This window comes from Actinomyces sp. zg328, from assembly GCF_009829635.1.
In the GTDB taxonomy this organism is placed as follows: domain Bacteria; phylum Actinomycetota; class Actinomycetes; order Actinomycetales; family Actinomycetaceae; genus Actinomyces; species Actinomyces marmotae.
In genome coordinates this window covers 1-22545 of sequence record NZ_VWPE01000026.1, presented here as the reverse complement: position 1 = coordinate 22545, position 22545 = coordinate 1, and the positions used below count along the sequence as shown (strand labels likewise).

General features: G+C 73.3%; 23 protein-coding genes. 12 read left to right on the top strand and 11 right to left on the bottom strand.

The genetic code is table 11. The features are described 5' to 3' along the window. From GVV75_RS09310 to GVV75_RS09290, 5 genes are all read left to right on the top strand, one after another. A partial coding sequence (locus GVV75_RS09310) for a DNA/RNA non-specific endonuclease (protein WP_235925310.1) occupies positions 1 to 308 on the top strand: 308 nt, incomplete at its 5' end. 282 nt (positions 309 to 590) lie between these two features. Then, positions 591 to 920, top strand: a complete 330-nt coding sequence (locus GVV75_RS09305; RefSeq protein WP_201288753.1) for a hypothetical protein — start codon at positions 591 to 593, stop codon at positions 918 to 920. Positions 921 to 1042: 122 nt separating this feature from the next. Further along, a complete protein-coding gene (locus GVV75_RS09300; protein WP_159718778.1) occupies positions 1043 to 1390 on the top strand; it encodes a DNA/RNA non-specific endonuclease in 348 nt (115 codons plus the stop codon). 317 nt (positions 1391 to 1707) lie between these two features. Further along, the gene (locus tag GVV75_RS10385; protein ID WP_235925308.1) at positions 1708 to 1986 is read left to right on the top strand and encodes a hypothetical protein; all 279 of its coding nucleotides are present in this window, start codon (positions 1708 to 1710) and stop codon (positions 1984 to 1986) included. Positions 1987 to 2366: 380 nt separating this feature from the next. Further along, on the top strand, positions 2367 to 2690 hold the full coding sequence (locus tag GVV75_RS09290; protein ID WP_201288752.1) for a hypothetical protein: 324 nt from the start codon (positions 2367 to 2369) through the stop codon (positions 2688 to 2690). Positions 2691 to 2765: 75 nt separating this feature from the next. Here GVV75_RS09290 and GVV75_RS09285 read toward each other — a convergent pair whose 3' ends face one another. After that, entirely contained in the window at positions 2766 to 3476 is a 711-nt protein-coding gene (locus tag GVV75_RS09285) for a hypothetical protein (protein WP_201288751.1), read from the bottom strand. A gap of 260 nt (positions 3477 to 3736) precedes the next feature. Between GVV75_RS09285 and GVV75_RS10155 the strand changes: the two genes are divergently transcribed. Then, positions 3737 to 4096 carry a PspC domain-containing protein gene (locus tag GVV75_RS10155; protein ID WP_201288750.1) on the top strand — a complete coding sequence of 120 codons (360 nt, stop codon included), beginning with the start codon at positions 3737 to 3739 and terminating at the stop codon, positions 4094 to 4096. 631 nt (positions 4097 to 4727) lie between these two features. Here GVV75_RS10155 and GVV75_RS09275 read toward each other — a convergent pair. The 6 genes from GVV75_RS09275 to GVV75_RS09250 form a co-directional block, all read right to left on the bottom strand. Next, entirely contained in the window at positions 4728 to 5648 is a 921-nt protein-coding gene (locus GVV75_RS09275) for a macro domain-containing protein (RefSeq protein ID WP_159718776.1), read from the bottom strand. Between the two features lie 67 nt (positions 5649 to 5715). Continuing rightward, positions 5716 to 6207 carry a Dps family protein gene (locus GVV75_RS09270; protein WP_159522642.1) on the bottom strand — a complete coding sequence of 164 codons (492 nt, stop codon included), beginning with the start codon at positions 6205 to 6207 and terminating at the stop codon, positions 5716 to 5718. A 54-nt stretch (positions 6208 to 6261) separates the two neighbouring features. Further along, positions 6262 to 6666, bottom strand: coding sequence for a thioredoxin family protein (locus GVV75_RS09265; protein ID WP_159718774.1), 405 nt, complete (start codon positions 6664 to 6666; stop codon positions 6262 to 6264). A gap of 73 nt (positions 6667 to 6739) precedes the next feature. Next, positions 6740 to 7522, bottom strand: a complete 783-nt coding sequence (gene hemQ / locus GVV75_RS09260) for a hydrogen peroxide-dependent heme synthase (RefSeq protein ID WP_159522638.1) — start codon at positions 7520 to 7522, stop codon at positions 6740 to 6742. Further along, a complete protein-coding gene (locus GVV75_RS09255) occupies positions 7519 to 8811 on the bottom strand; it encodes a ferrochelatase (protein ID WP_159718772.1) in 1293 nt (430 codons plus the stop codon). Before GVV75_RS09255 ends, hemQ begins: the two co-directional genes overlap by 4 nt. After that, positions 8808 to 10220, bottom strand: coding sequence for a glutamyl-tRNA reductase (locus GVV75_RS09250; protein WP_175993985.1), 1413 nt, complete (start codon positions 10218 to 10220; stop codon positions 8808 to 8810). Before GVV75_RS09250 ends, GVV75_RS09255 begins: the two co-directional genes overlap by 4 nt. Before the next feature lie 271 nt (positions 10221 to 10491). Here GVV75_RS09250 and GVV75_RS09245 point away from each other — a divergent pair, with 271 nt between their 5' ends. The 6 genes from GVV75_RS09245 to hemL all read left to right on the top strand — a co-directional run bounded on the left by GVV75_RS09245 (position 10492) and on the right by hemL (position 18026). After that, positions 10492 to 11784, top strand: a complete 1293-nt coding sequence (locus tag GVV75_RS09245) for a uroporphyrinogen decarboxylase (protein WP_236266120.1) — start codon at positions 10492 to 10494, stop codon at positions 11782 to 11784. Next, positions 11781 to 13433: a protoporphyrinogen/coproporphyrinogen oxidase gene (locus GVV75_RS09240; protein ID WP_159814442.1), complete on the top strand. Its 1653-nt coding sequence runs from the start codon at positions 11781 to 11783 to the stop codon at positions 13431 to 13433. The genes GVV75_RS09245 and GVV75_RS09240 overlap by 4 nt, the downstream gene beginning before the upstream one ends. Further along, positions 13433 to 14455, top strand: a complete 1023-nt coding sequence (hemC, locus tag GVV75_RS09235) for a hydroxymethylbilane synthase (RefSeq protein ID WP_159814440.1) — start codon at positions 13433 to 13435, stop codon at positions 14453 to 14455. Before GVV75_RS09240 ends, hemC begins: the two co-directional genes overlap by 1 nt. Then, the gene (locus tag GVV75_RS09230; RefSeq protein WP_159814438.1) at positions 14452 to 15384 is read left to right on the top strand and encodes a uroporphyrinogen-III synthase; all 933 of its coding nucleotides are present in this window, start codon (positions 14452 to 14454) and stop codon (positions 15382 to 15384) included. Before hemC ends, GVV75_RS09230 begins: the two co-directional genes overlap by 4 nt. Continuing rightward, positions 15381 to 16475, top strand: coding sequence for a porphobilinogen synthase (gene hemB / locus GVV75_RS09225; RefSeq protein WP_159814436.1), 1095 nt, complete (start codon positions 15381 to 15383; stop codon positions 16473 to 16475). The genes GVV75_RS09230 and hemB overlap by 4 nt, the downstream gene beginning before the upstream one ends. Positions 16476 to 16580: 105 nt before the next feature. Then, a complete protein-coding gene (hemL, locus tag GVV75_RS09220) occupies positions 16581 to 18026 on the top strand; it encodes a glutamate-1-semialdehyde 2,1-aminomutase (RefSeq protein WP_159814434.1) in 1446 nt (481 codons plus the stop codon). Between the two features lie 150 nt (positions 18027 to 18176). Here the strand turns inward: hemL and GVV75_RS09215 are convergent, their stop codons facing one another. From GVV75_RS09215 to GVV75_RS10380, 4 genes are all read right to left on the bottom strand, one after another. Beyond that, the gene (locus GVV75_RS09215) at positions 18177 to 19256 is read right to left on the bottom strand and encodes an aspartate-semialdehyde dehydrogenase (protein ID WP_159624453.1); all 1080 of its coding nucleotides are present in this window, start codon (positions 19254 to 19256) and stop codon (positions 18177 to 18179) included. Next, positions 19253 to 20791 (bottom strand): aspartate kinase, encoded by a 1539-nt coding sequence (locus GVV75_RS09210; RefSeq protein ID WP_159624451.1) that lies wholly within the window; start codon positions 20789 to 20791, stop codon positions 19253 to 19255. The genes GVV75_RS09215 and GVV75_RS09210 overlap by 4 nt, the downstream gene beginning before the upstream one ends. A gap of 226 nt (positions 20792 to 21017) precedes the next feature. After that, entirely contained in the window at positions 21018 to 21623 is a 606-nt protein-coding gene (gene recR / locus GVV75_RS09205; protein WP_159524629.1) for a recombination mediator RecR, read from the bottom strand. Between the two features lie 3 nt (positions 21624 to 21626). Further along, positions 21627 to 22545: hypothetical protein (locus tag GVV75_RS10380; RefSeq protein WP_236266119.1), on the bottom strand; the 919-nt coding region annotated here is incomplete at its 5' end.

The following is a 22545-nucleotide window of genomic DNA, read 5'->3' as shown; positions in this document are numbered from 1 at the left end:
TCGGGGGGCCGCCGGAGGCGATCAACGTGGTGCCCATGCACAGGGATGTCAACCTGTCGGTCAAGGGCGTCGACACGTTCTATAAGTTCGAGAAGAAGGTCCGCGATGATCCGGGCAATTACAGGGATATACGTGTCGAGGTGCGCTACGCTGACCCCGGCGCCGCCTCGCCCACTGGTTCCCTGGAGGGCCTGGACCCCGCATCCCGAGTGCCAAAGAAGTTCGATGTCTTCTGGACCGATAGACAGGGAGTGGGTGGAAGGAAAAATTATCCGAATAAGGCGCTTTCCGATGGTGGTTCGCGATGAAGGCCTGTGGAGAGGAGAGGTGGTGCGCCCGTGGTGAGGTGCGATGATTTTGAGGGCCTTGAGGCTGCGATCCGTGAGTGGGTCCAAGGGGTTCCGGGGTTCGAGCGGTTCGACTCTGAGATGGTCGGGATCGGCCGTGTTGTCAGCGGTAGGGACTGGTTGACGGTGGATGGTGAGAGGAGGTCCGTCAGGCCTCCACTTGGCATCGGGCCTGGTCTTTCGGATCTGCGTGATTGGCAGGCTTTGCCTGGTCGTGGGGCGTGGACGTGCGGTCATTTCTGGATGGTGGCCGGTGAGTGGGTGCTGCGCAGCGAGTTGGACTGGATGAGAGAGCCGGACTTCGATGACGGCCATGGCCCTGAGCGCCCGGGGCCGCACGCCTGTCACGTGGAGCTGGGGCTCTACCCGCGCGATCCGGAGTTCATCCCGGAGTGGATGGCCGCCGGGGCGGCTCAGTGGGAGAAGCGCGAGGCCGCCCTGGCACGGCGCAGGGAGCGGGACCGGGCCCGCCGAGCCGCCAAGAAAGCAGAGCAAGCAGAGAAGGCCGCCCAGCAGGCCCAGCAGGCCGACCAGTCCGCGGGCGCGGCCCCCGAGCAGGCGCCGCCGGCATAACCCCACGCCCCCGGGGGCGTGCCCGCACTCCCAGACGCGGCCACGCCCCTCCGTCGCTTGGTGGCAGCCAGGCGCCCTCTGCTGGCCACGATGGCCGCGACCAGCAGAGGGCGCCCGATGATTTGGGCGGATGTCTGCGCGGGCATCTGGCCGCTCATGAGTTCGGGGGGCCGCCGGAGGCGATCAACGTGGTGCCCATGCACAGGGACGTCAACCTTCCAGTCAAGAACACCGACACGTTCTACGCCTTCGAGCAGGATGTGAGGAAGAATCCGCATGAGTACAGGGGCATACGCGTCGAGGTGCACTACGCCGATCCTGATATCACCTCGCCCACCGGCTCCCTGGAGGGCCTGAACCCCGCGTCCCGAGTACCAGAAGAATTCATAGTTAAATGGATGGACCGAAATGGCGGCGCTAGAGAGGTGCCATACAAAAATAGCGCTATCGACGATGCCGCCTCAAGATAGGAGGGATGACTGAAATGGGATCATCGATTGACGGGCAGGTGACTGGCGACCTCGAATCATCTGTTCGAGAATGGGTTCAGGCGATTCCCGGGTTCGAGCGCTTCGATCGTGAAACAGTCGGGCTCGGACGTTCGGGCAGAAGTATAAATTGGCTAGTGGTGGACGGTCAGAGGAAATCGGTTCACCTTCCTTCGGATATTACATTCAAATTTACGGACCTTCGTGACGCCCAGGCGCTGCCTGGTCGTGGGGCGTGGACGTGCGGTCATTTCTGGATGGTGGCTGGTGAGTGGGTGCTGCGCGGTGAGGTGGACTGGATGAGGGAGCCTGTCTTCGATGACGGGCAGGGTCCTGAGCGCCCGGGGCCGCATTCGTGCTATGTGGAGTTGGGGCGTCATCCGCGTGATCCGGAGTTCATCCCGGAGTGGATGGCCGCCGGGGCGGCTCAGTGGGAGAAGCGCGAGGCCGCCCTGGCCCGGCGCAGGGAGCGGGACCGGGCCCGCCGAGCCGCCAAGAAAGCAGAGCAAGCAGAGAAGGCCGCCCAGCAGGCCGACCAGTCAGGGGCCGCGCCCGCCGAGCAGGCGCCGCCGGCATAACCCCGCGCCCCCGGGGGCGTGCCCGCACTCCCGGGCGCGGGCGAGAGGATATGTCATTCGAATGAGGTGGTTCACGATGAAGACCCGCAGAGAGAATAGGTGGCATGTCCGTGGTGAGGTGTGATGATTTTGAGGGCCTTGAGGCTGCGATCCGTGAGTGGGTCCAAGGGGTGCCGGGGTTCGAGCGGTTCGACTGTGACATGCTCGCGATAGGGCGGGTGATCAATATCAGGGAGTGGCTCACGGTAGATGGAGAGAAGAAGTCGATCTGGGCCCCTTCTGACATTGATTATGGTCTTTCTGATCTGCGTGATTGGCAGGCTTTGCCTGGTCGTGGGGCGTGGACGTGCGGTCATTTCTGGATGGTGGCCGGTGAGTGGGTGCTGCGCAGTGAGCTGGACTGGATGAGGGAGCCGGTCTTTGACAATCCTGATGGCCCCAAGCGCCCGGCGCCGCATTCGTGCTATGTGGAGTTGGGGCTCTACCCGCGTGATCCGGAGTTCATCCCGGAGTGGATGGCCGCCGGGGCGGCTCAGTGGGAGAAGCGCGAGGCCGCCCTGGCGCGGCGCAGGGAGCGGGACCGGGCCCGCCGGGCCGCCAAGAAGGCAGAGCAAGCAGAGAAGGCCGCCCAGCAGGCCCAGCAGGCCCAACGGGCCGACCAGTCAGGGGCCGCGGCCCCCGAGCAGGCGCCGTCAGCGTCGTGATCCTTAAAGCGCGGCGCTTAGCGCGGTAGCGCCCGCGCTAAGCCGGTAGCCCGCCCCCGGAGAATCCGTCACCGCTCACCCCGCGAGGTCGCGGTGGCGCAGGGAGACGGCCGCCAGGGAGAGGAAAATTCCTGCCACCACCAGGCACGCGCCGGGCCCGACCCATGACTGCGACGCCCCGAGGATGGCGCCCCACGCCTCGCCGCTCCCCTCCGCGCGCCCGACGCTCGCCGTCGGAAGCGACGGGCCGTGCGTGAAGAGTGAGAGGTCGAGCAGCCACTGCGGGGCCTTGAGAGCCCGTCCCAGCACGGTCACGCACGTGGCGAGGACAAGCACTCCCCAGCCCATCGTCCGGCCCGCTCGGGGGACGAGCGCCTGCGCGACCAGGGTGAGCGCGCCGAGCAGCAGCGCCGCCGGGAGGGCGGACGCGCACCCCGCCGCGACGCCCGCCGCGAGCGCCCACGGCTCAGCCGCCGCCCCGCTCCCCTGGGCGGCGAGCGGGATGACCGCCGAGGCCACCAGGCCAACGGCGATCGCCACCCCCATCGAGACCACCCCCACCACCACGACCGCGGCATGACCCAGGAGCCAGCGCCCCCGGGTGATGGGCTCGGCGAGGATCACGACCGCCCGGCCCGCGGCTTCCTCCCCCGCCGCGGCGGAGGCCAGGGCAACGGCGCACGCAGCCAGGAGGATCCCGCCATAGGTGACGATGAGCGCCAGATAGGCCTGCGCCGTCAACTCCCCGCCCACGAAGGCCCGCAGCGCTGGGTTGTCCTCGAACATGGCGGCCTCCGGCCGGCGCCGCCTGGCGGCCTCCCTCCAGCGATCCCCGGCCAGCACTATCCACCCACCACTTCCGGTCGCCCCCATCCATCCACCTGCCGGCCTTCCCCCGGTGACCTCCGCCCAGCCGGGGAGACCCCGCCCATGCCCGCGAGAACGAGAGCGCACCCACCCCGGCCCCGCTCGGTCAGGGGAGGTTCAGGGACCGATCAGGGTGGCCCCCGATACCCTGGGGCGCGGCCGCCGGGCAGGCTTGAGCCATGAGCACGAACGACTTCCCCTCCACCTCCCAGACCACCACCGCCCGCTCCGCCCCCACCGCTGGCACCCGCTCCGCCCCTTACAGCTCCGGGGCCAACCCGTGCTCGGGACCCAGCTCCGCCGCAAGTGGCGCCGCCTACGCGCAGGGGTCCTTCTCTGCGCGCACCGAGTCCTGGCGATCCTCACTGCCCCACCGCTCGCGCAACCGGCTCCTGGCCGGAGTCTGCGGCGGAATCGCGGAGGACATGGGCGTGAGCCCCACCCTCGTGCGCCTGGCCACGCTCGCCCTGGCCCTCCTGCCCGGCCCCATATGGCTGGCCTACGCCGTCGCCTGGGTCCTCATGCCCGCCGCCGACTGAGCGAGGCCGAGCGAGCGCTCCCGCCGGGCGCCCGATTCGCTCCCCCACCCCGGAGTTACCGTCTCGACCCGCGGATACCGCCTCAGCCCACAGATACCGTCTCGGCCCGGTGTTGCGCCCTCATTCTCGCAGTTTGAGGGCGCAACACCGGGGTGAGGCGGTATCTGTGGGGCCACACCGTATCTGCGGGCCCAGACGGTACCTACGGGCCGAGACGGTATCCGCTAGGCCAGATCGGACTCGTAGGGCTAGACGGAATCTCCAAGGCCAGGCACCTCCAGGCCGGACGACCCCCAGGGCCAGACAGCATTCACGGGCAAGGAAGCTACCGCAGGACCAGACCAAACCACCAGGCCAAACGGTATCCGCCAGGCCAGATCAGACCCCCAGGCCAACTCGACCCGCGGATACCGTCTCAGCCCGGCCTTACCGCCTCAGCCCACAGATACCGTCTCAGCCCGGCGTTGCGCCCTCATTCTCGCAGTTTGAGGGCGCAACGCCGGGGTGAGACGGTATCTGCGGGGCCAGACCGTACCTGCGGGGCCACACCGTATCTACAGGGCCAGACGGCATCCGCGGGACCAGACCGTACCTGCGGGGCAGCCTCCCCCCACTCCTCCCCCCATCCCCCCTAGGCCGCGAGCGCGCTCTCGTAGGCGGCGCGATCCTCCGTGGAGAAGGCGCAGATAATGATCCGCGTCTCGGATTCGGGGTGCTCGGCGAGCCAGGCCTCAATGGTCGCGAGCACGAGGGGGGCCGCCTCCTCCTTGGGGTAGCCGAAGGCGCCTGTGGACACCGAGCACAGGCCCACCGAATCCAGGCCCGCCTCCTGGGCGGCGTCGAGGATCGCCCGGTAGCAGCTCGCGAGGCGGGTGCGATGGTGCGGTGCCACCACCCCGTCGTCGACGACGGGCCCCACCGTGTGGATGACGTGCTCGGCGGGCAGGTGGTAGCCGCCGGTGATGACCGCGCGCCCCACGGGCTCGAGCCCCTCGTCCCGCTCAGCCCGTCCCGCCATGTACTCGGCGCACTCGGCGCGCAGCCCCGGACCGGCGACGGCGTGGATGACGTTGTCAATACAGGCGTGGCCCGGCGCGCGGCAGCCGAGCATCCGCTCGTTGGCGGCGTTGACGATGGCTCCCGCGCGCAGGGTGGTGAGGTCCCCCTCCCACAGCGCCACGCGCTCACCCAGGGCGCCGGGCACGCCGTGGGTGGCGGCCAGGACGGGGAGGTCGAGGGCGTCGGGGTCGCCGGCCGCGGCGGCGCGCTCACGGGACTCGGCGGCGAGCATGTCATCGAGCTCGTCGCGCATGTCCTCGTCACCGATGGGGCGGGGCGGGCGAATGGTGAGCAGCCCGTCGAGCAGGCGCCTGCGCTCGGCGAAGGGGAGCTCGTCTAGGGCCGATGGCGGCGGGAAGGAGGCGACGTCGCCATGGCTGACGGCGTCGGTGGCGAAGTACTGGGTGAGGATCGCGATGCGCCCCTCGGCGGCGGTGCGCGGCCGGATCAGCCCGGGATCGGTCGCTGCGGGCGGCGTGGACGGATTCGTCATGGCGCCAGGGTACGGCGCGGGGCCGGACGGGTCAGCCCCATCCGGCCCCGCGGCCGCGCTGGCGGGATCAGGCGGTGTAGTTCTGGGCGGACAGGAACCAGCCCTGCTGCTCGAGCTGCTGGGTGTAGTCCTCCAGGATGCCGCTGGAGATCACGTCCTCGGCGTCGACCTCGGCGTGGACGGAGCGCAGGGTCTTCACGACGGCGTCGATGGCCGAGACGATGTAGTCCACGGCCTCGTTGGTGATGACCTGGGAGACGGGGGCCTCGGGGACGGTCGTGTTGCGGGCGATGGTCCCGGGGCGGGCGTCGGGCACCACGTTGATGGCGCGCATGCGCTCGGCGAGGGCGTCGGAGGCGGAACGGGCGATCTCGACAACCTCGTCGAGGTTGAGGTGGAGGTCGCGGAAGTTGGGGCCGACGACGTTCCAGTGGATCTGCTTGGCCACCAGGCTGAGGGCGGTGACATCCACCAGGGAGGCCTGGAGGTGACCGCTCAGGGTCTCGGAGGCGGTGAAGGACATGCGGACGGGGGCGGAGGTGACGGTCTTCGTGCTCATGGGTAACACCTTACTCTCAGTTGGTTCTAAAAGGTAATTCGTATGAGCCTGGGCTCAGGCCCGCTCGCCCTCAGCGGCGCCCTCCCCGGCCCGCGCCCCGTCGCGCTCCTTGGCGATCTCGGCCTTGAGGGCGTCCATGTCGAGGTCGCGGATCTGCGCGATGAGGGCGTCGAGGGCCTTGGCGGGCAGCGCTCCGGCCTCGTGGTAGACGAGGACGTCGTCACGGAAGGCCATGAGGGTCGGGATGGAGGAGATGCCCAGGGCTCCGGCGAGCTCGGGCTCCTCCTCGGTGTTGATCTTGGCGAAGGTGATGTCCGGGTTGGCCTCGGCGGCCTTCTCGAAGACGGGGGCGAAGCGCATGCAGGGGCCGCACCAGGAGGCCCAGAAGTCAACGATGGTGATGCCCTCGCCTCGCACGGTCGCGTTGAACTCCTTGCCAGTGATGGTGGTCAGAGCCATGGGTTTGCCTTTCGGATCGACGGCGGCTGCTCGGGACAACAGATGCCCCCGGCTTATATTCCGGGGCCCGTGCTCAGTCCCGGGGCTGGAGGTCGGCCCAGGCCTGCGGGTCGAGGCGGCGGCCCGTGTAGAAGGGGGTGTCGACGCGCACGTGGAGGCGGGCCTCCGTGTAGCGCTGGTGGTGGATGACGCCCTCGAGGCGGTCGAGGGTGTCGGCCTCGAAGCCGAGGATCCACTCGTAGTCGCTCATGCCGAAGGCGGCGAGCGTCGAGCCCTTGACGTCGGGGTACTTGGAGAAGCCGTTGCGGCCATGGGCGGCCATGATGCGGCTGCGCTCCTCATCGGGAAGGAGGTACCAGTTGTAGGACCGCACGAAGGGGTAGACCATGCACCAGTCGCGCGGGGCCGTGCCCGCGAAGCAGGCGGGGACGTGGCGGCGGTTGAACTCGGCGGGGGTGTGCAGGCCCATGCAGGACCAGACCGGCTCCAGGTGGCGGCCGAGGGCCGAGGCGCGCAGCCGGTGGTAGGCGTCCTGGAGTTTGACGGGGTCGTCGTCGAGCCACCAGATGAGTAGGTCGGCGTCGGAGCGGAATCCGGCGACGTCGTACCAGCCCCGGGTGGTCACGCCCGTGGCCTCGACGAAGTCCGCCGACTCGGCCACGATCCGGGCGCGCTCAGCGTCATCGGCGGGCAGCGGCGAGGCGAGTCGCAGGACGGCCCACAGGGCGTAGTGGTTGCGGTCATTGATGGCGTCGAAGTCCACGTCGACGGCGTCGCGGGGGTCGCGGTGGGGGCGGCGCTCCTCGTCCTCGAAACGGTGGATGCCGGGGGCGGCGTGGTCAGGCGCGGTGGTCATGTGTCCTCCTCGGATCGGCGGGCGGCGTGATGGGGGTGATGGGCATGGAGGTGATCGCCGCCGGGGCGGCAGCAGGGGTCGGGGCAGACGGTATGGAAGGGGCCGGCGCCCGTCGTGCTGGTCGGGACGACGCTCTCGCCCCGGGCGACGGCGGCCCTCTCGGCCAGCAGGTCGGCCAGCGAGGCCACCAGGGCCGGGTGCGTGCCCGCGGTGGCAGCCCTCGCATAGGGCATGGCCAGGGCCTCGGCGGTCTCGCGGGCCTCGGTGTCCAGGTCGAAGACGACCTCCATATGGTCGGCGATAAAGCCGATGGGCGCGACGACGATGCCGCCGGGGGGCTCGGGTGCCTGGGCCAGGGCCGTGATGCGGTCGTTGATGTCGGGCTCGAGCCAGCGGGCCTGCGGCGGGCCGGAGCGCGAGCAGAACGCCAGGTCGAGGGCGGGCGGCGAGTCCAGGCCCAGGCGCTGGGCGACGATCGGCAGCAGGACGCGCGCCAGCCCCAGGTGCTGCTCGACGTAGCTGATCTCCGTGGACAGGTCCGCCGCGACGCCCGGCTCACGGACGGGAGGCGAGCCGGGCGCCGGGGGCGTGGCGCCCGGCGCCTCGGCCGCATCGGGCGCGGAGCCGCGCTCCATGGCCACCGGGATCGAGTGGGTGACGAGGATGAGGTGGACGGCTTCAGCAGGGATCCCCTGGGCGGCGAGCTCGTCATAGGCGGCGACAATGGCGTCGGCGCTGGCCTGGAGCATGCCCGGGGTGTTGTAGAAGGGCCGGGTCTTGTCGACCACCATTTCGACCGGCCCGCCCCCGGCGCCCCCCACGCGCGCGGCAGCGTCCGCCTGGGGGCCCTGGCCCGTGGCGCCGTCGGAGCCGTCGGCGAGCAGGGCCAGCGCGCCGGCCAGGTCCTCGCGGTACTGGCGGCACCCGGAGTAGGAGCCGTAGGCGGCGGTGGTCAGAGCCAGGACGCGGCGCGCCCCGGCGTCGGCGAGCCCGCGCAGGGCCTCGGAGACGAACGGGTGCCAGTTGCGGTTGCCGATGGCCACCGGCAGGCGCGAGCCGCGCGCGGCGAGCTCGGCGCGCAGGGCCTCCAGGAGCTCGGCGTTGCGGGCGTTGATCGGTGAGGTGCCCCCGAAGCGCTGGTAGTGGACCGAGACCTCCGCGAGGCGCGAGTCGGGCACGCCCCGGCCAGCGGTGGCGTTGCGCATGAAGGGCAGGACGTCGTCGGGGCCCTGGGGGCCGCCGTAGGACAGGAGGAGGACGGCGTCGTAGGGGGCGAGGGGGTCGCTCATCGCACCTCCTGAGCGGGGATCGGCGCAGGCGAGTCGGAGCCGCCGATGGTCCCCAGGACCATGGGGAGGGCGGCGAGGTAGTCCTCGGTGAGACCGGCCTCCCCCGCGGCGCGGGCGGCCTGGCTGGGGGCGTGCATGAGGGCGGCGGCCAAGCGCTCCAGGGCGCGCACCGCGTCGTCGAGGCCCACCTGCCCGTCGTCGGGGCGCAGGCGGGCCGCCTCCCGCGCCACCATCTGCTCGGCGCGCCCTCGCAGCGCTCGGATGACAGGATCCATGCGGCGCCCTCCCATGAGCCGGTCGAGGGCGGCCGCCTCCTCGGCGACGATCGCCTCAGCGGCCTCCACCTGGGCCGTCTGGGCGGCGGGCACGGCCTGGCGGATGCGGGGCAGGTCGACCAGGAGCGCACCGGGGGCGTCGGCGACGCCGGGGTCGACGTCGCGGCTGAGCGCGAGGTCGAGGATGACGAGCGGGTGGACGGCCTCCTGCGAGGCCCGCTCACGGGCGGCTCGGCGGCGAGCCAGGGCGTCGTCGATGAGCCCGCGGGTGATGACGGGGCCGCCCAGGCCGCGGCAGGTGATGACGAGATCGACGCCCGCGAGGCGGTCGGGGAGCTCGTGGGGGCCGACGACGGCCAGGCCCCGCTTGCGGGCGAAGGCGGTGGCGCGGTCGGGCCCGGCGGCGCTGACCGGCTGCGGCCCCCGGGCCCGCTGGGCCGCTTGATCCGGCGGGGCGGCCTGGTGGGCGGAGTGGGAGTGGACGGCAATGTCGCGCACGCCCCTGTCGCGCAGCGCGGCGACGGTGGCGCCCGCGTAGGCCCCGGTCCCGACGACAACGACGCTCGCCCCCTCCAGGGCCGGCATGTGCCGGGCGGCCAGGCCGAGGCCGACGGCGACGAGGCTGCGGCCCGCCCCCGCCAGGGCCGTCTCCCGGGCGACGCGGCGGGAGGCCGCCGAGGCGCGCTCGACGAGCCGGCACAGCTCGGCGGAGGCGGTCCCCTCCTCCGTGGCCCGGACGAGGGAGCGGCGCAGCTGACCGGCGATCTCGCGCTCGCCGACAACCATCGAGCGCAGGCCCGCCGCCGTGGCGATGAGCTCGCGGTAGGCGTCGACGCCGCGGACGGCGCTGAGCCCGGCGGAGCCCTCAGCCATGCCCGCGCGCCGCTCCAGCAGGGCGCTCGCCTCGCGCACAGCGGGCGAGGGCCCTCCCAGCCCGCCGGGAGGGACGACGGCGCCGTCCGGCTCATCGAGCAGGACCGCAAGGCGGTTGCAGGTAGCCAGGACGAGCACGCCCCGCAGGCCCGGGACGGCGGCAAGGATGTCGGGACCGAGGCGCCGAGGATTGACCCCCAGGCGGGCGACAACGTCGAGGCCCTGGGAGAAGTGGTCGGCCGAGAGGAGATGGATCGTCACAGTGCTTGAATTGAAGCACCGGTCCCGCGCGCGCCAGTAGCGCATCGGGATCATCGGCTTAAAAACAGGCGGAAATCGTCATGTCAGCACGTCAGGAACTAGTTGTGACATCGTGTCATCTCCTATTTCCCGCGATATCGCACCAGCAAACCGCCCTTCCCGGAAGGGGGTACGACCAATGTCATGGACCATGGCAAGGCAGCCCTCAGCCGGGCGATCCACCATCAGCGCACCGCGTCACATCCCACCGGAGGCCCCCATTTCCACAACATTGACCTGTTTTAATTCAGCCGTCCGCGATGACGCCGACGCCCTCCCCCCGCTCCTCGCGGCGCTGGGAGGAGCGCGCCCCGTCCGCCCTCCCGTGTGGTTCATGCGCCAGGCCGGCCGCTCCCTGCCCGAGTACCGGGCACTGCGCGAGCGCGGGGCGCGGGGCGCGGGCATGACGGGGATGCTGGGGGCCTGCCTCGACCCCGCCACCGCGGCTGAGGCGACCCTCCAGCCCGTGCGGCGCCACGGCGTCGACGCCGCGATCCTGTTCTCCGACATCATGGTCCCCCTCGCCCTGGCCGGGGCCGGGGTGCGGATCGAACCGGGGGTAGGGCCCGTCGTCGAGAACCCGATCCGCACGCCCGCCGACGTCGCCGAGCTCACCGCCCGCTCCCTGGGAGAGGCCCCCAACGGCCCCGGCGGCCTGGCGGCCATCGAGGAGGCCGCGCGCGCCGTCGTCGCCGAACTCGGGGTCCCGGGCAGGCCGGGCACCACGAGCGGAATGCCGGAGCGGGCGCTGGCGGGCCTCGCCCACTCGCGCGGCGCCTGGGGGTGGACGCCGCTCATCGGCTTCGGCGGGGCGCCCTTCACCCTGGCCGCCTACCTCGTGGAGGGGCGGCCAAGCCGCGACCACCTGGCCGCGCGCACGCTCATGCACTCCGACCCCGCCTCCTGGGACGCGCTGCTGGACTGGTGCGCGCGGATCACGGGCGAGTTCATCGCCCTGCAGATCCGCGCCGGGGCCAGCGCCGCCCAACTCTTCGACTCCTGGGCCGGGGCCCTCAGCCCTAAGGACTACCGCGAGCGCGTCGCCCCCCACTCGGCGCGCGCGCTGGAGATCGCGGGTCGGGCCATCTCCCCCACGACGGGCGGGCACGTGCCTCTCATCCACTTCGGCACGGGCACCGCCCGCATCCTGGCGGACATGCGCGCCGCGGGGGCCGACGCCGTCGGCGTGGACGACCGCACGGATCTGGCCTGGGCGATCGGCGAGCTCGGGGGCGAGGGGGCGTGCCCGGTGCAGGGCAACCTCGACCCGGCGCTGCTCGCCGCCCCCTGGGCGGTGCTCGGGCCCGCCGTGGACGCCTGCCTGGAGGCGGGACGCGCCGCACCGGGGCATGTGCTCAACCTCGGCCACGGCGTCCCACCGACGACCGACCCGGACGTGCTCACCCGCATCGTGGCCCGCGCCCACGGCGACGAGGAATGGGAGGGCACGGCCCTCGCGGGCTGGGACGGCCGGGTCGGCACGCCCGGGGCCCCGGCGCCCGACACCGGGGGTGATCGCGCGTGAGCGCGGCAGGGGCCCGCGGAGGGCGCCCATCCCCGGCCTCACCGCCGTCGGAGGTGGACGCGCTCGTCGTCGGCGGGGGCGTCGCGGGGCTGACCGCGGCCTGGGAGCTCACCCGCGCGGGGCTGCGCCCACTGCTCGTGGAGGCGCGCGGGTACACCGGTGGTCTCATCGCGGGCGGTGAGATCGGCGGCGTGGCGATGGACCTGGGCGCCGAGAGCGTCGTCCTGCGGGGTGGGGCCGTGACCACCATGCTCGACGCCCTCGGACTGGAGGCCACCGCCCACCGCGGGCGCCCGGGGCTCTTCCTGCCCCCCATGGCCGGGTCGGGCCCGGAGGTGACCGACGATGGCGCCGGGGGGCACTCCCCAGGCGGCTGGGCCCTCCACCCCTTCCCGCGCGAGGCAATCCTCGGCATCCCCGCCGACCCGCTGTCCGACGACACCATCGCGATCCTCGGCGAGGCGGGGGCCCGCCGCGCCGCCCGCGACGGCGAACTCGCCGCCGGCGTCGGCGCCTCCCCCAGCGACCCGCGCGACCTCGCCTCGCTTGTGCGCGCCCGCATGGGCGAGGCCGTCCTCGATCGGTTGGTGCGCCCCATCGTCGCCGGCATCCACGCGAGCGATCCCGCCGTGCTCGACGCCGACGTCGTCATGCCGGGTCTGCGCGCTGATGTCATCCGCCTCGGCTCGCTCCAGGCGGCGATCCGTGCGCGGCTGGAGGAGCGGCGCTCCCGCCCGGCGGGGCAGCGCAGCGGCGAGGTTTGCGTCGTCGGCGGGATGCACCGGCTCACCGCCGCCCTGCGCGCGGCGATCGAGTCCGCGGGCGGGACGGTGCTCACCCGCTGGGGCGCCCAGGGGATGCGCCTGGAGGACGGCACCGGGATCACCGGCGTGGGCGGGCGGGGCCCTTGGCGCGTGGCGCTGGCCCCCACGGGGCGCGGGGCGACGCCGTCGGACGAGCCCATCGCCGTGGGGGCGCCCCGCGAGGTCCGGGCGCGCCGCGTCGTCCTGGCCTGCTCGGCCCCCGCCGCGCTGCGACTCCTCGCCGGGGCGCCGGGCCTCGACCCCGACGCCCTCAGCATCCCCATCCCCTCCGGCGCGCCGATCGCGCGGTTGACGATCGTCGCCCGCGCGCCGGGGCTCGCCGGGGCGCCGGTGGGCTCGGGGCTGCTCGTCGCGCCGGCGCCCCCATCCTCGGCCCCCTGCCCCGTGGCGCCGAAGGCCCTGTCCCACCTGGACGCGAAATGGCCGTGGATCGCCCAGGGGCTGCGCGACCGTCACGGCGAGGGCGTGTCCGCGCTACGGCTGTCCTACGGGCGGCCGGGCGGGCCGCGGCCCGAGCCCGCCCTGGCCGGGGCTCTCGACGACATCGCCGCCCTAACCGGCGCGCGAATCGATCTCGGTGATGTGTTGGACCATCGCCTCGTCCGCTGGGATGGGACACTTCCACCTGCGATGCCCGACTACCGGCGGCGCACCGCACTCCTGGAGGAGGCCGTCGCGGGCCTGCCGCGCCTGAGCGTCACGGGCGCTTGGGTGGCGGGCACGGGGATCGCGGCCGTCATCGCCCATGCCCGCGAGCGCGCGGCGGGGATGGTCGGGCCGGCCGGCGCTCAGAGCGCCGAGCCCGGAGGACAAGAGGAGGATTGATGACATCCGCTATGCCCGCATCGAGGACGATCCGCCTGGGCACTCGCGCATCCGCCCTGGCCACAGCTCAGTCAGGGATGATTGCCCGCGCTCTGGAAGAGGCCGCGGCGGCCGCCGGGAAGCGAGTGGGGGTCGAGCTCGTGCCGGTGCGCACCCAGGGCGATGTCGACCCCTCCTCCCTGGCGAGGCTGGGCGGGGTGGGGGCCTTCGCCGCCGCGCTGCGCATGGCGTTGCTCGACGGCCATTGCGACCTGGCCGTCCACTCCTTCAAGGACCTGCCGACAGCGCCCGTGGACGGATTGCGCGTCTGGGCGGTGCCCCGCAGGGAGGACCCGTTCGACGCCCTGTGCGCCCGCAACGGCTGGGGCCTGGACGACCTGCCGCGCGGGGCACGGGTGGGAACGGGCTCTCCGCGCCGGGCGGCCCAGCTCCTCCTGCGCCGCCCAGATCTCCGGATCGTCGATATCCGGGGGAATGTGCCGACGCGCCTGTCGCGGGTCCTGGGGGCCGGGGTGTGGCCCGATGGGCCGCTCGGGGCACGCCAGCCCGACCTGGACGGCGTGGTCCTGGCGATGGCGGGGCTGAACCGCCTGGGCCTGACGGCGCACGTCACCGAGGCCTTCGACGAGGACGTCATGCTGCCCGCGGCCGCGCAGGGCGCCCTCGCCGTGGAGGCGCGCATCGACGCCGACCCACTCCTCACATCCTTGCTCACCACCCTCGATCATGCTGCGACGCGAGCCGAGGCGGTCGCCGAGCGGGCCGTGATGGGGGGCCTGGAGGCGGGCTGCGCGGCGCCGGTGGGCGCGCTCGCCCGGGCGGATGAGAGGGGCCTGGTCCTCGACGCCGCGGTCATCTCAGTCAGGGGAACGGAGGCGGTGCGCTCGCGCCTGCGGGCCACCGACCTGGGTGACGCCGAGGCCCTGGGCCACCGCGTTGCCTCCGAGCTGCTGACACAAGGCGCGGGGGGCATCGCCGATCTTCGCGCGACGAAGCCGCATCGGTCTGAGGCGGGGCAGTGAGGCACGACCTGCGCCCTGCCGGGGCGGCCGGCCCGCTGGCCGGGGCGCGGGTGCTCCTGACCCGGCGGGCGGCGGGCGACCGCATCGCCGCCGCGCTGGAGGAGGCGGGGGCGGAGGTCGTCGCGGTGGCGCTAACCGAGACCGTCCCGGGGGACTTTGAGGCGATGGCGCGGGCGCAGGAGCGCCTGGCCTCCGGCGCCTACGCCTGGGTGGTGGTCACGAGCGCGCGGGCGCTGGCGGCGATGAGCCTGGCGGGCGCTCCCGCCTCGACGCGCTTCGCCGCGGTCGGCCCGGGCACTGCCAGGGCATTGGAGGAGGCGATCGGCCGGAGGGCGGATGTCGTCGCCGACGGCGGCGCGGCGGGCCTCCTGCGAGAGCCCCTCCTGGCGGGAGGGCCACAGGGCTCCGGCGCGCTCGGGGAGGGCGCGCGGGACGCGGGCGGCGCGGCGCGCCCGGAGGGGCGCGGGCGCCTGCTGCTGCCGGCCTCGGCGATCGCCGATCCTGCGCTCGCCGACGGCCTTCGAAAGGCCGGATGGCTGGTGGAGGCCGTGCCCGCCTACTCGACGCGGACGGCCCCGGCCGACTCCCTGCCGCCCGGTCTCGCCCGGGCCTGGGGCTCCCCCGCAGGCCCGGCACGGGGCGGCTTCGACGCCGTCGTCCTGCTCGCGGGCTCGGGCGCCCGGGCGCTGCACGAGCTCCTGGGCCCGCCACCCGCACGGCCCGCGGGCGTGGGGCGCCGCACCGCCGTCGTCGCCCTCGGGCCCTCGACCGCGGCCGAGGCGTCCCGGCTCGGGCTCGGCCCGGACGCCGTCGCCGACTCCCCCACGCCGCGCGGCGTCCTGAGCGCCGTCAGCGCCGCCATCTCGATCATCACGGGCCCGCGGCCCACCCGCCCGCACCACGCGCCGACTCCTGAGGAGACCTCATGACCCAGCCAATCCTGCCGAACCCGCTCGACCCCTCGACCTCACCGGCCGCCGGCATCCTGACCAGCAGGGGGGTGCCCGCGCCGGAGCGGCCCGTCATCCGGCCCAGGCGGCTGCGCGCGACGGCGGCGATGCGCGCGCTCGTGGCCCAGACGCGCATCGACCCGGCCCGCCTCATTCAGCCGCTGTTCGTGCGCGAGGGCATTGATGAGCCGCGGCCCATCGAGGCGATGCCCGGCGTCGTCCAGCACACCCTCGACTCGCTGCGGCGCGAGGCGGCGGCCTGCGCGGCCGCGGGGGTCGGGGCGATCGACCTGTTCGGGGTGCCCGAGCGCCGCGATGAGACCGGGTCCGGCGCCTGGGCGACCGAGGGCATCCTCAACCGGGGCGTGGCGGCGGTGCGCGAGGAGGTGGGCGACGCGCTCGTCGTGTGTGCGGACACCTGCCTCGATGAGTTCACGAGCCACGGGCACTGCGGCCTGCTGCGCCCCGAGGGCGATCCGCGCGCCGGCGAGGTGGACAACGACTCCACGCTGGCCTGCTACCAGGCGATGGCCGTGGCGCAGGCGGAGGCCGGGGCGCACATGGTCTCCCCGTCGGGGATGATGGATGGGCAGGTCGCGGCGATCCGGGCGGCCCTGGACGCCACCGGGCACGACGACGTCGCGATCCTGGCCTACTCGGCGAAGTACGCCTCGGCCTACTTCGGGCCGTTCCGGGAGGCGGTGGGCTCCACGCTGACCGGTGACCGGCGCACCTACCAGCAGGACCCGGCCAACCGCCGTGAGGGCCTGCGCGAGGCGATGCTCGACGTCGCCGAGGGGGCGGACATCGTCATGGTCAAACCCGCCGGCCCCTACCTCGATGTGCTGGCCGACGTGGCGGCGGCGAGCCCGGTGCCGGTGGCGGCCTACCAGGTCAGCGGCGAGTTCGCGATGGTGGAGGCGGCGGCCCGGCACGGCTGGATCGACCGCGAGCGCGTCATCGCCGAGTCGGTGCTGGGGATCATGCGGGCCGGCGCGGACACTGTGCTGACCTACTGGGCCCGTGAGATCGCCGAGGGCCTGCGGGGCCCGGGCGCGGCAGGCCGGTGAATCGACTCCGCCCCAGCTCTCCGCATCGCGCGCTCCCCCGCCCTGCCAACCGCGGGGCCGAGCAACTAGGATCATCCCCAAAAGCCGCACGCCAGGAGGCCCGCAATGCCCGACACCACGGCCAACAGCGCCAGCACCGCAGCCAGCCCGACGAGCGCGGCCCTGTTCGAGGCCGCCCGCGCCATCATCCCCGGCGGCGTGGACTCCCCCGTGCGCGCCTTTGGCTCGGTGGGGGGTGCGCCGCGCTTCATCGCCTCGGCCAGCGGGGCCCGCGTGCGCGACGCCGAGGGCCGCGACCTCGTGGACCTCGTGGGCTCCTGGGGGCCGGCGCTCCTGGGTCACGCCCATCCCGAGGTGGTGGCCGCCGTCCAGGAGGCCGCCGCGCGCGGCCTGTCCTTCGGCGCGCCCACCGAATCCGAGACCATCCTGGCCGGGCTCGTGCGCGAGCGCGTCCCCGCGGCGGAGCGCGTGCGCTTCGTGTCCACCGGAACCGAGGCGACGATGACGGCGATCCGCCTGGCGCGCGGCGCCACGGGCCGCGACGCCGTCGTCAAGTTCGCCGGCTGCTACCACGGGCACAGCGACGGCCTCCTGGCGGCGGCGGGCTCGGGCGTGGCCACAGGCGGGCTGCCGGGCAGCGCGGGCGTGCCGGCGGGGATCACGGCGCTGACGATCGTCCTGCCGTACAACGACATCGCCGCCCTCCAGGAGTGCTTCGCCGAGCGCGGGAGCGAGATCGCCGCGGTCATCGTGGAGCCGGCCCCGGCGAACATGGGGATCGTCCCGCCCGCTCCCGGGTTCAATGAGGAAATCCGCCGCCTGACCGCCGCCAACGGCGCGCTCATGATCGCCGATGAGGTCCTCACCGGCTTCCGGGTGGGGCCCGCCGGCTTCTGGGGCCTGGAGGCGATCGACGGCTGGTCCACCGATCTCCCGGATGGCGGCGCGGGGGTCGCGGCCGCGCCATCGTGGCCCGGGGCCGACTGGCGGGAGCGGGCCGCCTGGGTGCCGGACCTGCTGACCTTCGGGAAGGTGATCGGCGGGGGGATGCCGCTGGCAGCCGTTGGCGGGCGCGCGGATGTCATGGATCTGCTGGCCCCGATCGGGCCCGTCTACCAGGCCGGGACCCTCTCGGGGAATCCGCTGGCGACGGCGGCCGGGATCGCGACCCTGCGACTGGCCGACGACGCCGTCTACACCTCCGTGGCCTCCGCCTCCGCGCGGATCCAGGCGGTGGTCTCCGAGGCGCTGACCGCTGAGGGCGTGGCGCACCGGGTCCAGCGCTCCGGCTCGCTGTTCTCGATCATGCTGGGCGCGGATGCGGCCGAGCGCGGGGTGCGGGACTTCGCGCAGGCGCAGGCCCAGGAGGCGCACCGCTTCCCACCGTTCTTCCATGCCTTCCTCGACGCCGGGGTAGCGCTGCCGCCCAGCGTCTTCGAGGCCTGGTTCCTCTCCGCCGCGCACGGCGCGCCGGAGATCGAGGCCATCGCGGCCGCCGCCCCCGCCGCGGCGCTGGCCGCTGCGAGCGCCCGCCCTGGCCGCGGTCAATGAGATTGGCGAGGTTTGAGGATTCCTTTTTCTGACACCACGCGAGATCGTTTATTTTCGCTGGTCAGAGGCCTATGGTTGCCTACGGACCAGGAGCATCGGCCTTCAGGAGCCCGAGCAATCCTCAAACCTCGCCACTTCTACCCCGCTGACTCAGGCCCGCAGCTCCGCGGCGACCAGCTCGGCGAGCTCGACGGCGTTGAGGGCGGCGCCCTTGCGCAGGTTGTCCCCCACGACGAAGAACTGGAGGCCATGGCCGGGCTCGAAGGCCTGGTCAGCGCGCAGGCGGCCCACGAAGGTGCCATCGCGGCCCGCCCCCTTGAGGGGGCTGGGGACGTCCTCGTAAGTGACACAGGGCGCGGCCTCAAGCAACTCACGGGCCCGCTCCACGCTGATCTCCCGCTCAAACTCCGCGTTGACGCTCAGCCCGTGCCCTGAGAACACGGGGATGCGCACGCAGGTGCCAGAGACCAGCAGGTCCGGGATCTCCAGGATCTTGCGAGACTCGTTGCGCAGCTTCTGCTCCTCATCAGTCTCGCCGGAGCCGTCGCCCGCGTCACCGCCAGCCCATGCCACGGCGTTGAAGGCGATGGTGTCCACGTACACGCCCGGCTCCGGGAAGTCCACGGCGCGCCCATCAAGGGCCAGGCCCTCCAGGTCCTGGTCGACGACGGCGCGCACCTGGCCCGCCAGCTCGGCGACACCCGCGCGCCCGGAGCCGGAGACGGCCTGGTAGGTGGACACGATGAGCCTCTTGAGACCGGCCTCCTCGTGAAGCACCTTAAGGGCCGGCATGGCGGCCATGGTGGTGCAGTTGGGGTTGGCGATGATGCCCTTGGGGCGGGTTGCCAGCGCGTGCGGGTTGACCTCGGAGACCACGAGCGGCACCTCGGGGTCCTTCCTCCAGGCTGAGGAGTTGTCGACGACGACAGCGCCGGCCGCGGCGAAGCGGGGGGCGTGCTCGCGGCTGGCGGCCCCGCCGGCGGAGAAGATGGCGACGTCGATCCCCGCCAGATCCGCGGTGGCGACGTCCTCGACCTCGACCCTCTTGCCGCGGAACTCCACGATCGTCCCCGCGCTGCGGGCCGAGGAGAAGAAACGGATGGCGCGGGCCGGGAAGTCGCGCTCCTCCAGCATGGCGCGCATGACGCGCCCCACCTGGCCGGTGGCCCCCACGACGGCGACGACGACCCCGTCACCCGATCCAATGTACTCGTTGACTGGGGCGCTCATCGGCCGGTCCCTCCGTAGACGACTGCTTCCGCGGCATCGGCGTCGAGGCCGAAGGCGGTGTGAACTGCTCGGACGGCGTCGTCGAGGACGGCGTCATCCACCACCACGGAGATGCGGATCTCAGAGGTGGAGATCATGTGGATGTTGACCCCCGTCTCGGACAGGGCATTGAACAGGCGGGCGGAGACGCCGGGGTTGGATCGCATACCGGCGCCGACCAGGGAGAGCTTGCCGATATCCGGGTTGAAGTGCAGGGATCGGAAGCCGAGCTCCTCCTTGGCGGTCTCCAGGGCCTCGCGGGCGGCGGCGGAGTCTCCGTCGGGGCAGGTGAAGGAGATGTTCGTCAGGCCCGTGCCCTCGGCGGAGACGTCCTGGACGATCATGTCGATGTTGGCGTCGGTTCCGGCCACGATAGCGAAGATTCGGGCGGCGGCGCCGGGGACGTCGGGCACGCCGACCAGGGTGATCTTGTCCTGGCTGCGGTCGTGCGCGATCCCAGAGATGACGGGGGCTTCCACGTGGTCCTCCTTGGCGGACGGGCGGGGCCGGGCCTCGGCCCGGGTGGTGATGGCGTGGCGGTGGGCGGCGTCGACGCTGGCCGATGAGGGGGCCCCGGTGCCCTCGGGGGCGACCACGCGGCCCGACAGGCCGTCGAGGATCGGGGCCTCGGCCGCGCTGGGCGCGGGGCGGGGCTGGCGCTCCGCGGCGTCGGCTGCGCCGGCGGCGTCGGCTGACTCAATGTCCGCGGCGACGACCTCGTTGAGGCGCTCGGCGGCGGCCGGCGGCACGAAGGCGCCGGGGCGGGTGCCGTCGTAGATCCAGGTTCCGGTCTTGTCCGAGAAGGAGGAGCGCACATGAAGGGGCACTCCGAAGCGGCGGGCGTACTCGACGGCGCGCAGGTGGAGGATCTTGGCGCCGTGGGCGGCGAGCTCAAGAGTCTCCTCACTGGAGAGCGACTCGACGCGCCGGGCCGTGGGGACGATCCGGGGGTCGGCGGTGAACAGGCCGTCCACATCGGTGTAGATCTCGCAGACGTCGGCGTTGAGGGCGGCGGCCAGCGCGACGGCGGTGGTGTCCGAGCCGCCGCGGCCCAGCGTGGTGACATCCTCGACCTCATTGATGCCCTGGAAACCGGCCACGATGGCGATGGCTCCGGTCTGGATGGCGCGGGCGACGCGCTCGGGGAGGACGCCGACGATGGAGGCCCGCCCGTACTTGGAGTCGGTGAGCACGCCGGCCTGGGCGCCGGTGTAAGCGCGCGCGGGCACGCCGAGCTCGTCGATGGCCATGGCCAGCAGCGCCATGGAGATGCGCTCGCCGGCGGACAGCAGGATGTCCATCTCGCGCGCCGGGGGCGTGGCGGTCAGGGCGGCGGCCTGGTCGAGGAGCTCGTCAGTGGTGTCGCCCATGGCGGAGACGACCACCACCACCGTGTTGCCGGCCTCGCGCGTGGCGACGACGCGCTTGGCGACGCGTCGAATCGCCTCGATGTCAGCGACGGATGATCCGCCGTACTTCTGGACGACCAGGGCCATCGGGTTCTCCTCACCTCGGGGCCGCGCCGCTACGGCTGGGCGTGGCCAGGGCCCGCGGGGCCCCTCGGCTCGGCCCACGACGGCGTGGCGTGAGGCCAGCATACGGCCGGTCCGATGACCGGCCGGTTACGTCCCCCATGGTGGGACCGGGGTGGGAGGAGGCCGTGCCCCCGGCACTGCCGTCGTCGCCGGCGATGCGGGAGCGGATGGGAGTGGCGGGATGGGGTCACTCGACGCGGCGACGGCCCTCGAAGGCGCGACCGAGCGTGACCTCGTCGGCGTACTCCAGGTCGGATCCCACGGGCAGGCCCGAGGCGAGTCGGGAGACGGGCACGTCCATGGTGCGCAGCATCCGGGTGAGATAGGCGGCGGTGGCCTCCCCGACGACGTCGGGATCCGTGGCCAGAATGACCTCCTCGACCTCCCCGGAGCCCAGGCGGGCGAAGAGCTCGCGCACGCGCAGGTCATCCGGGCCCACCCCACTGATGGGGTCGATGGCGCCGCCGAGCACGTGGTAGAGGCCCCGGTACTCGCGGGTGCGCTCGATGGCGACGACGTCCTTGGGCTCCTCGACCACGCAGATCACTCGGCCGTCGCGGCGGGGGTCGCGGCAGATCGCGCACTGCTCGGATTCGGCGATGTTGCCACAGGTGGCGCAGAATCGCACGCGCGCCTTAACGGCTCGCAGGGCGTCGATGAGCCGCTCGACCGAGGCCGAGTCGGCGGCCAGGATGTGGAAGGCCATGCGCTGGGCGGATTTGGGACCGACGCCGGGAAGCTCGCCGAACTCGTCGATGAGGTCCTGGACGGCGCCTTCGTAGACAGCGGGCACGCCTCAGCGTCCTTCCTGAGTGACAGTGACCTCTTCCAGGACGGTGGCGCCCAGAAGCCGCTTGACGACCTCGAGGCCCACGACGCCGGCCTCCTCAGCGTCCTCATCATCCTCGCTGGGGGTGTCGTCCTCCGGGGAGACGGCCGGCGCGCCGGCGCCTCCGGGGGCGCCCAGCGCACTGGTGCCCGCGGCGGCGCCCGCCTGCCCCGACCGGTTCTGGCCGGGCAGGGCCTGGCCACGGGCGGCGGCACGCGCGGCGGCAACGGCAGCGGAGACGCTGGGAGCGGGCGTCCAGGTGTCCGCGTCCTCGGGGGCGGCACCCTCGTCCGCGGGCTCGTCGGGGATGGGCACGCCGTCGGAGAAGGAGGAGGGGCCGTCCCAACTGACCGTCGGGCGCGGGATCTCGGGCAGGGCGTGGAGGCGGTGGACGGTGGCCAGCGGGGCGTCGTCCTCAAGGGAGGGGGAGTCCGGGGCCGGGACGGCGGCGGGCTCCGCGGGGGCCTCGGGCGGGGGGGCGTCCCAGGCGCTGCCCACGGGGGCGGCCGAGGGCCGCGGAGCGGAAGCGGGCGGCTCCGCCCGCGGCGCGGCGGCTGGTGACACCGGCTCAGACTTGGCGGCCGCGAGCGCGCCACCGGGGATAGCAACCTCGCCCCACCCGTCGTCGCCGACGGCGCGGGCGGGCGGGACGGGCGCGGACGGCGGCGCGGGGGCGCTGGGCTCCCCCGGTGACGGCGCACTCCCGCTCGGGCTGCTCGGCGCTCCGCCCCGGCCGGGAGCGCTGGATTCGGGGTTGAGGCCCCTCGGGGGCTCGGGGGCCTCGCCCATCGGGGGTTCCGGCCCGAAGGGGGCGGGCTCATCCCAGGCGGTGGGGGCGGCCTGGCGGCTGGGGCGCCCAGCCGGGGCGGCGGGGGCGCTCTGGGCG

Coding starts and splice junctions, on each gene's coding strand:
- GVV75_RS10155 (WP_201288750.1), top strand. CDS start 3,737: ATGAGCACGAACGACTTCCCCTCCACCTCCCAGACCACCACCGCCCGC.
- GVV75_RS09265 (WP_159718774.1), bottom strand. CDS start 6,666: ATGGCTCTGACCACCATCACTGGCAAGGAGTTCAACGCGACCGTGCGA.
- GVV75_RS09285 (WP_201288751.1), bottom strand. CDS start 3,476: ATGTTCGAGGACAACCCAGCGCTGCGGGCCTTCGTGGGCGGGGAGTTG.
- hemB (WP_159814436.1), top strand. CDS start 15,381: ATGACCCAGCCAATCCTGCCGAACCCGCTCGACCCCTCGACCTCACCG.
- hemC (WP_159814440.1), top strand. CDS start 13,433: ATGACATCCGCTATGCCCGCATCGAGGACGATCCGCCTGGGCACTCGC.
- hemL (WP_159814434.1), top strand. CDS start 16,581: ATGCCCGACACCACGGCCAACAGCGCCAGCACCGCAGCCAGCCCGACG.
- GVV75_RS09215 (WP_159624453.1), bottom strand. CDS start 19,256: ATGAGCGCCCCAGTCAACGAGTACATTGGATCGGGTGACGGGGTCGTC.
- hemQ (WP_159522638.1), bottom strand. CDS start 7,522: ATGACCACCGCGCCTGACCACGCCGCCCCCGGCATCCACCGTTTCGAG.
- GVV75_RS09210 (WP_159624451.1), bottom strand. CDS start 20,791: ATGGCCCTGGTCGTCCAGAAGTACGGCGGATCATCCGTCGCTGACATC.
- GVV75_RS09255 (WP_159718772.1), bottom strand. CDS start 8,811: ATGAGCGACCCCCTCGCCCCCTACGACGCCGTCCTCCTCCTGTCCTAC.
- GVV75_RS09275 (WP_159718776.1), bottom strand. CDS start 5,648: ATGACGAATCCGTCCACGCCGCCCGCAGCGACCGATCCCGGGCTGATC.
- GVV75_RS09305 (WP_201288753.1), top strand. CDS start 591: ATGGTGGCCGGTGAGTGGGTGCTGCGCAGCGAGTTGGACTGGATGAGA.
- GVV75_RS10385 (WP_235925308.1), top strand. CDS start 1,708: ATGAGGGAGCCTGTCTTCGATGACGGGCAGGGTCCTGAGCGCCCGGGG.
- GVV75_RS09270 (WP_159522642.1), bottom strand. CDS start 6,207: ATGAGCACGAAGACCGTCACCTCCGCCCCCGTCCGCATGTCCTTCACC.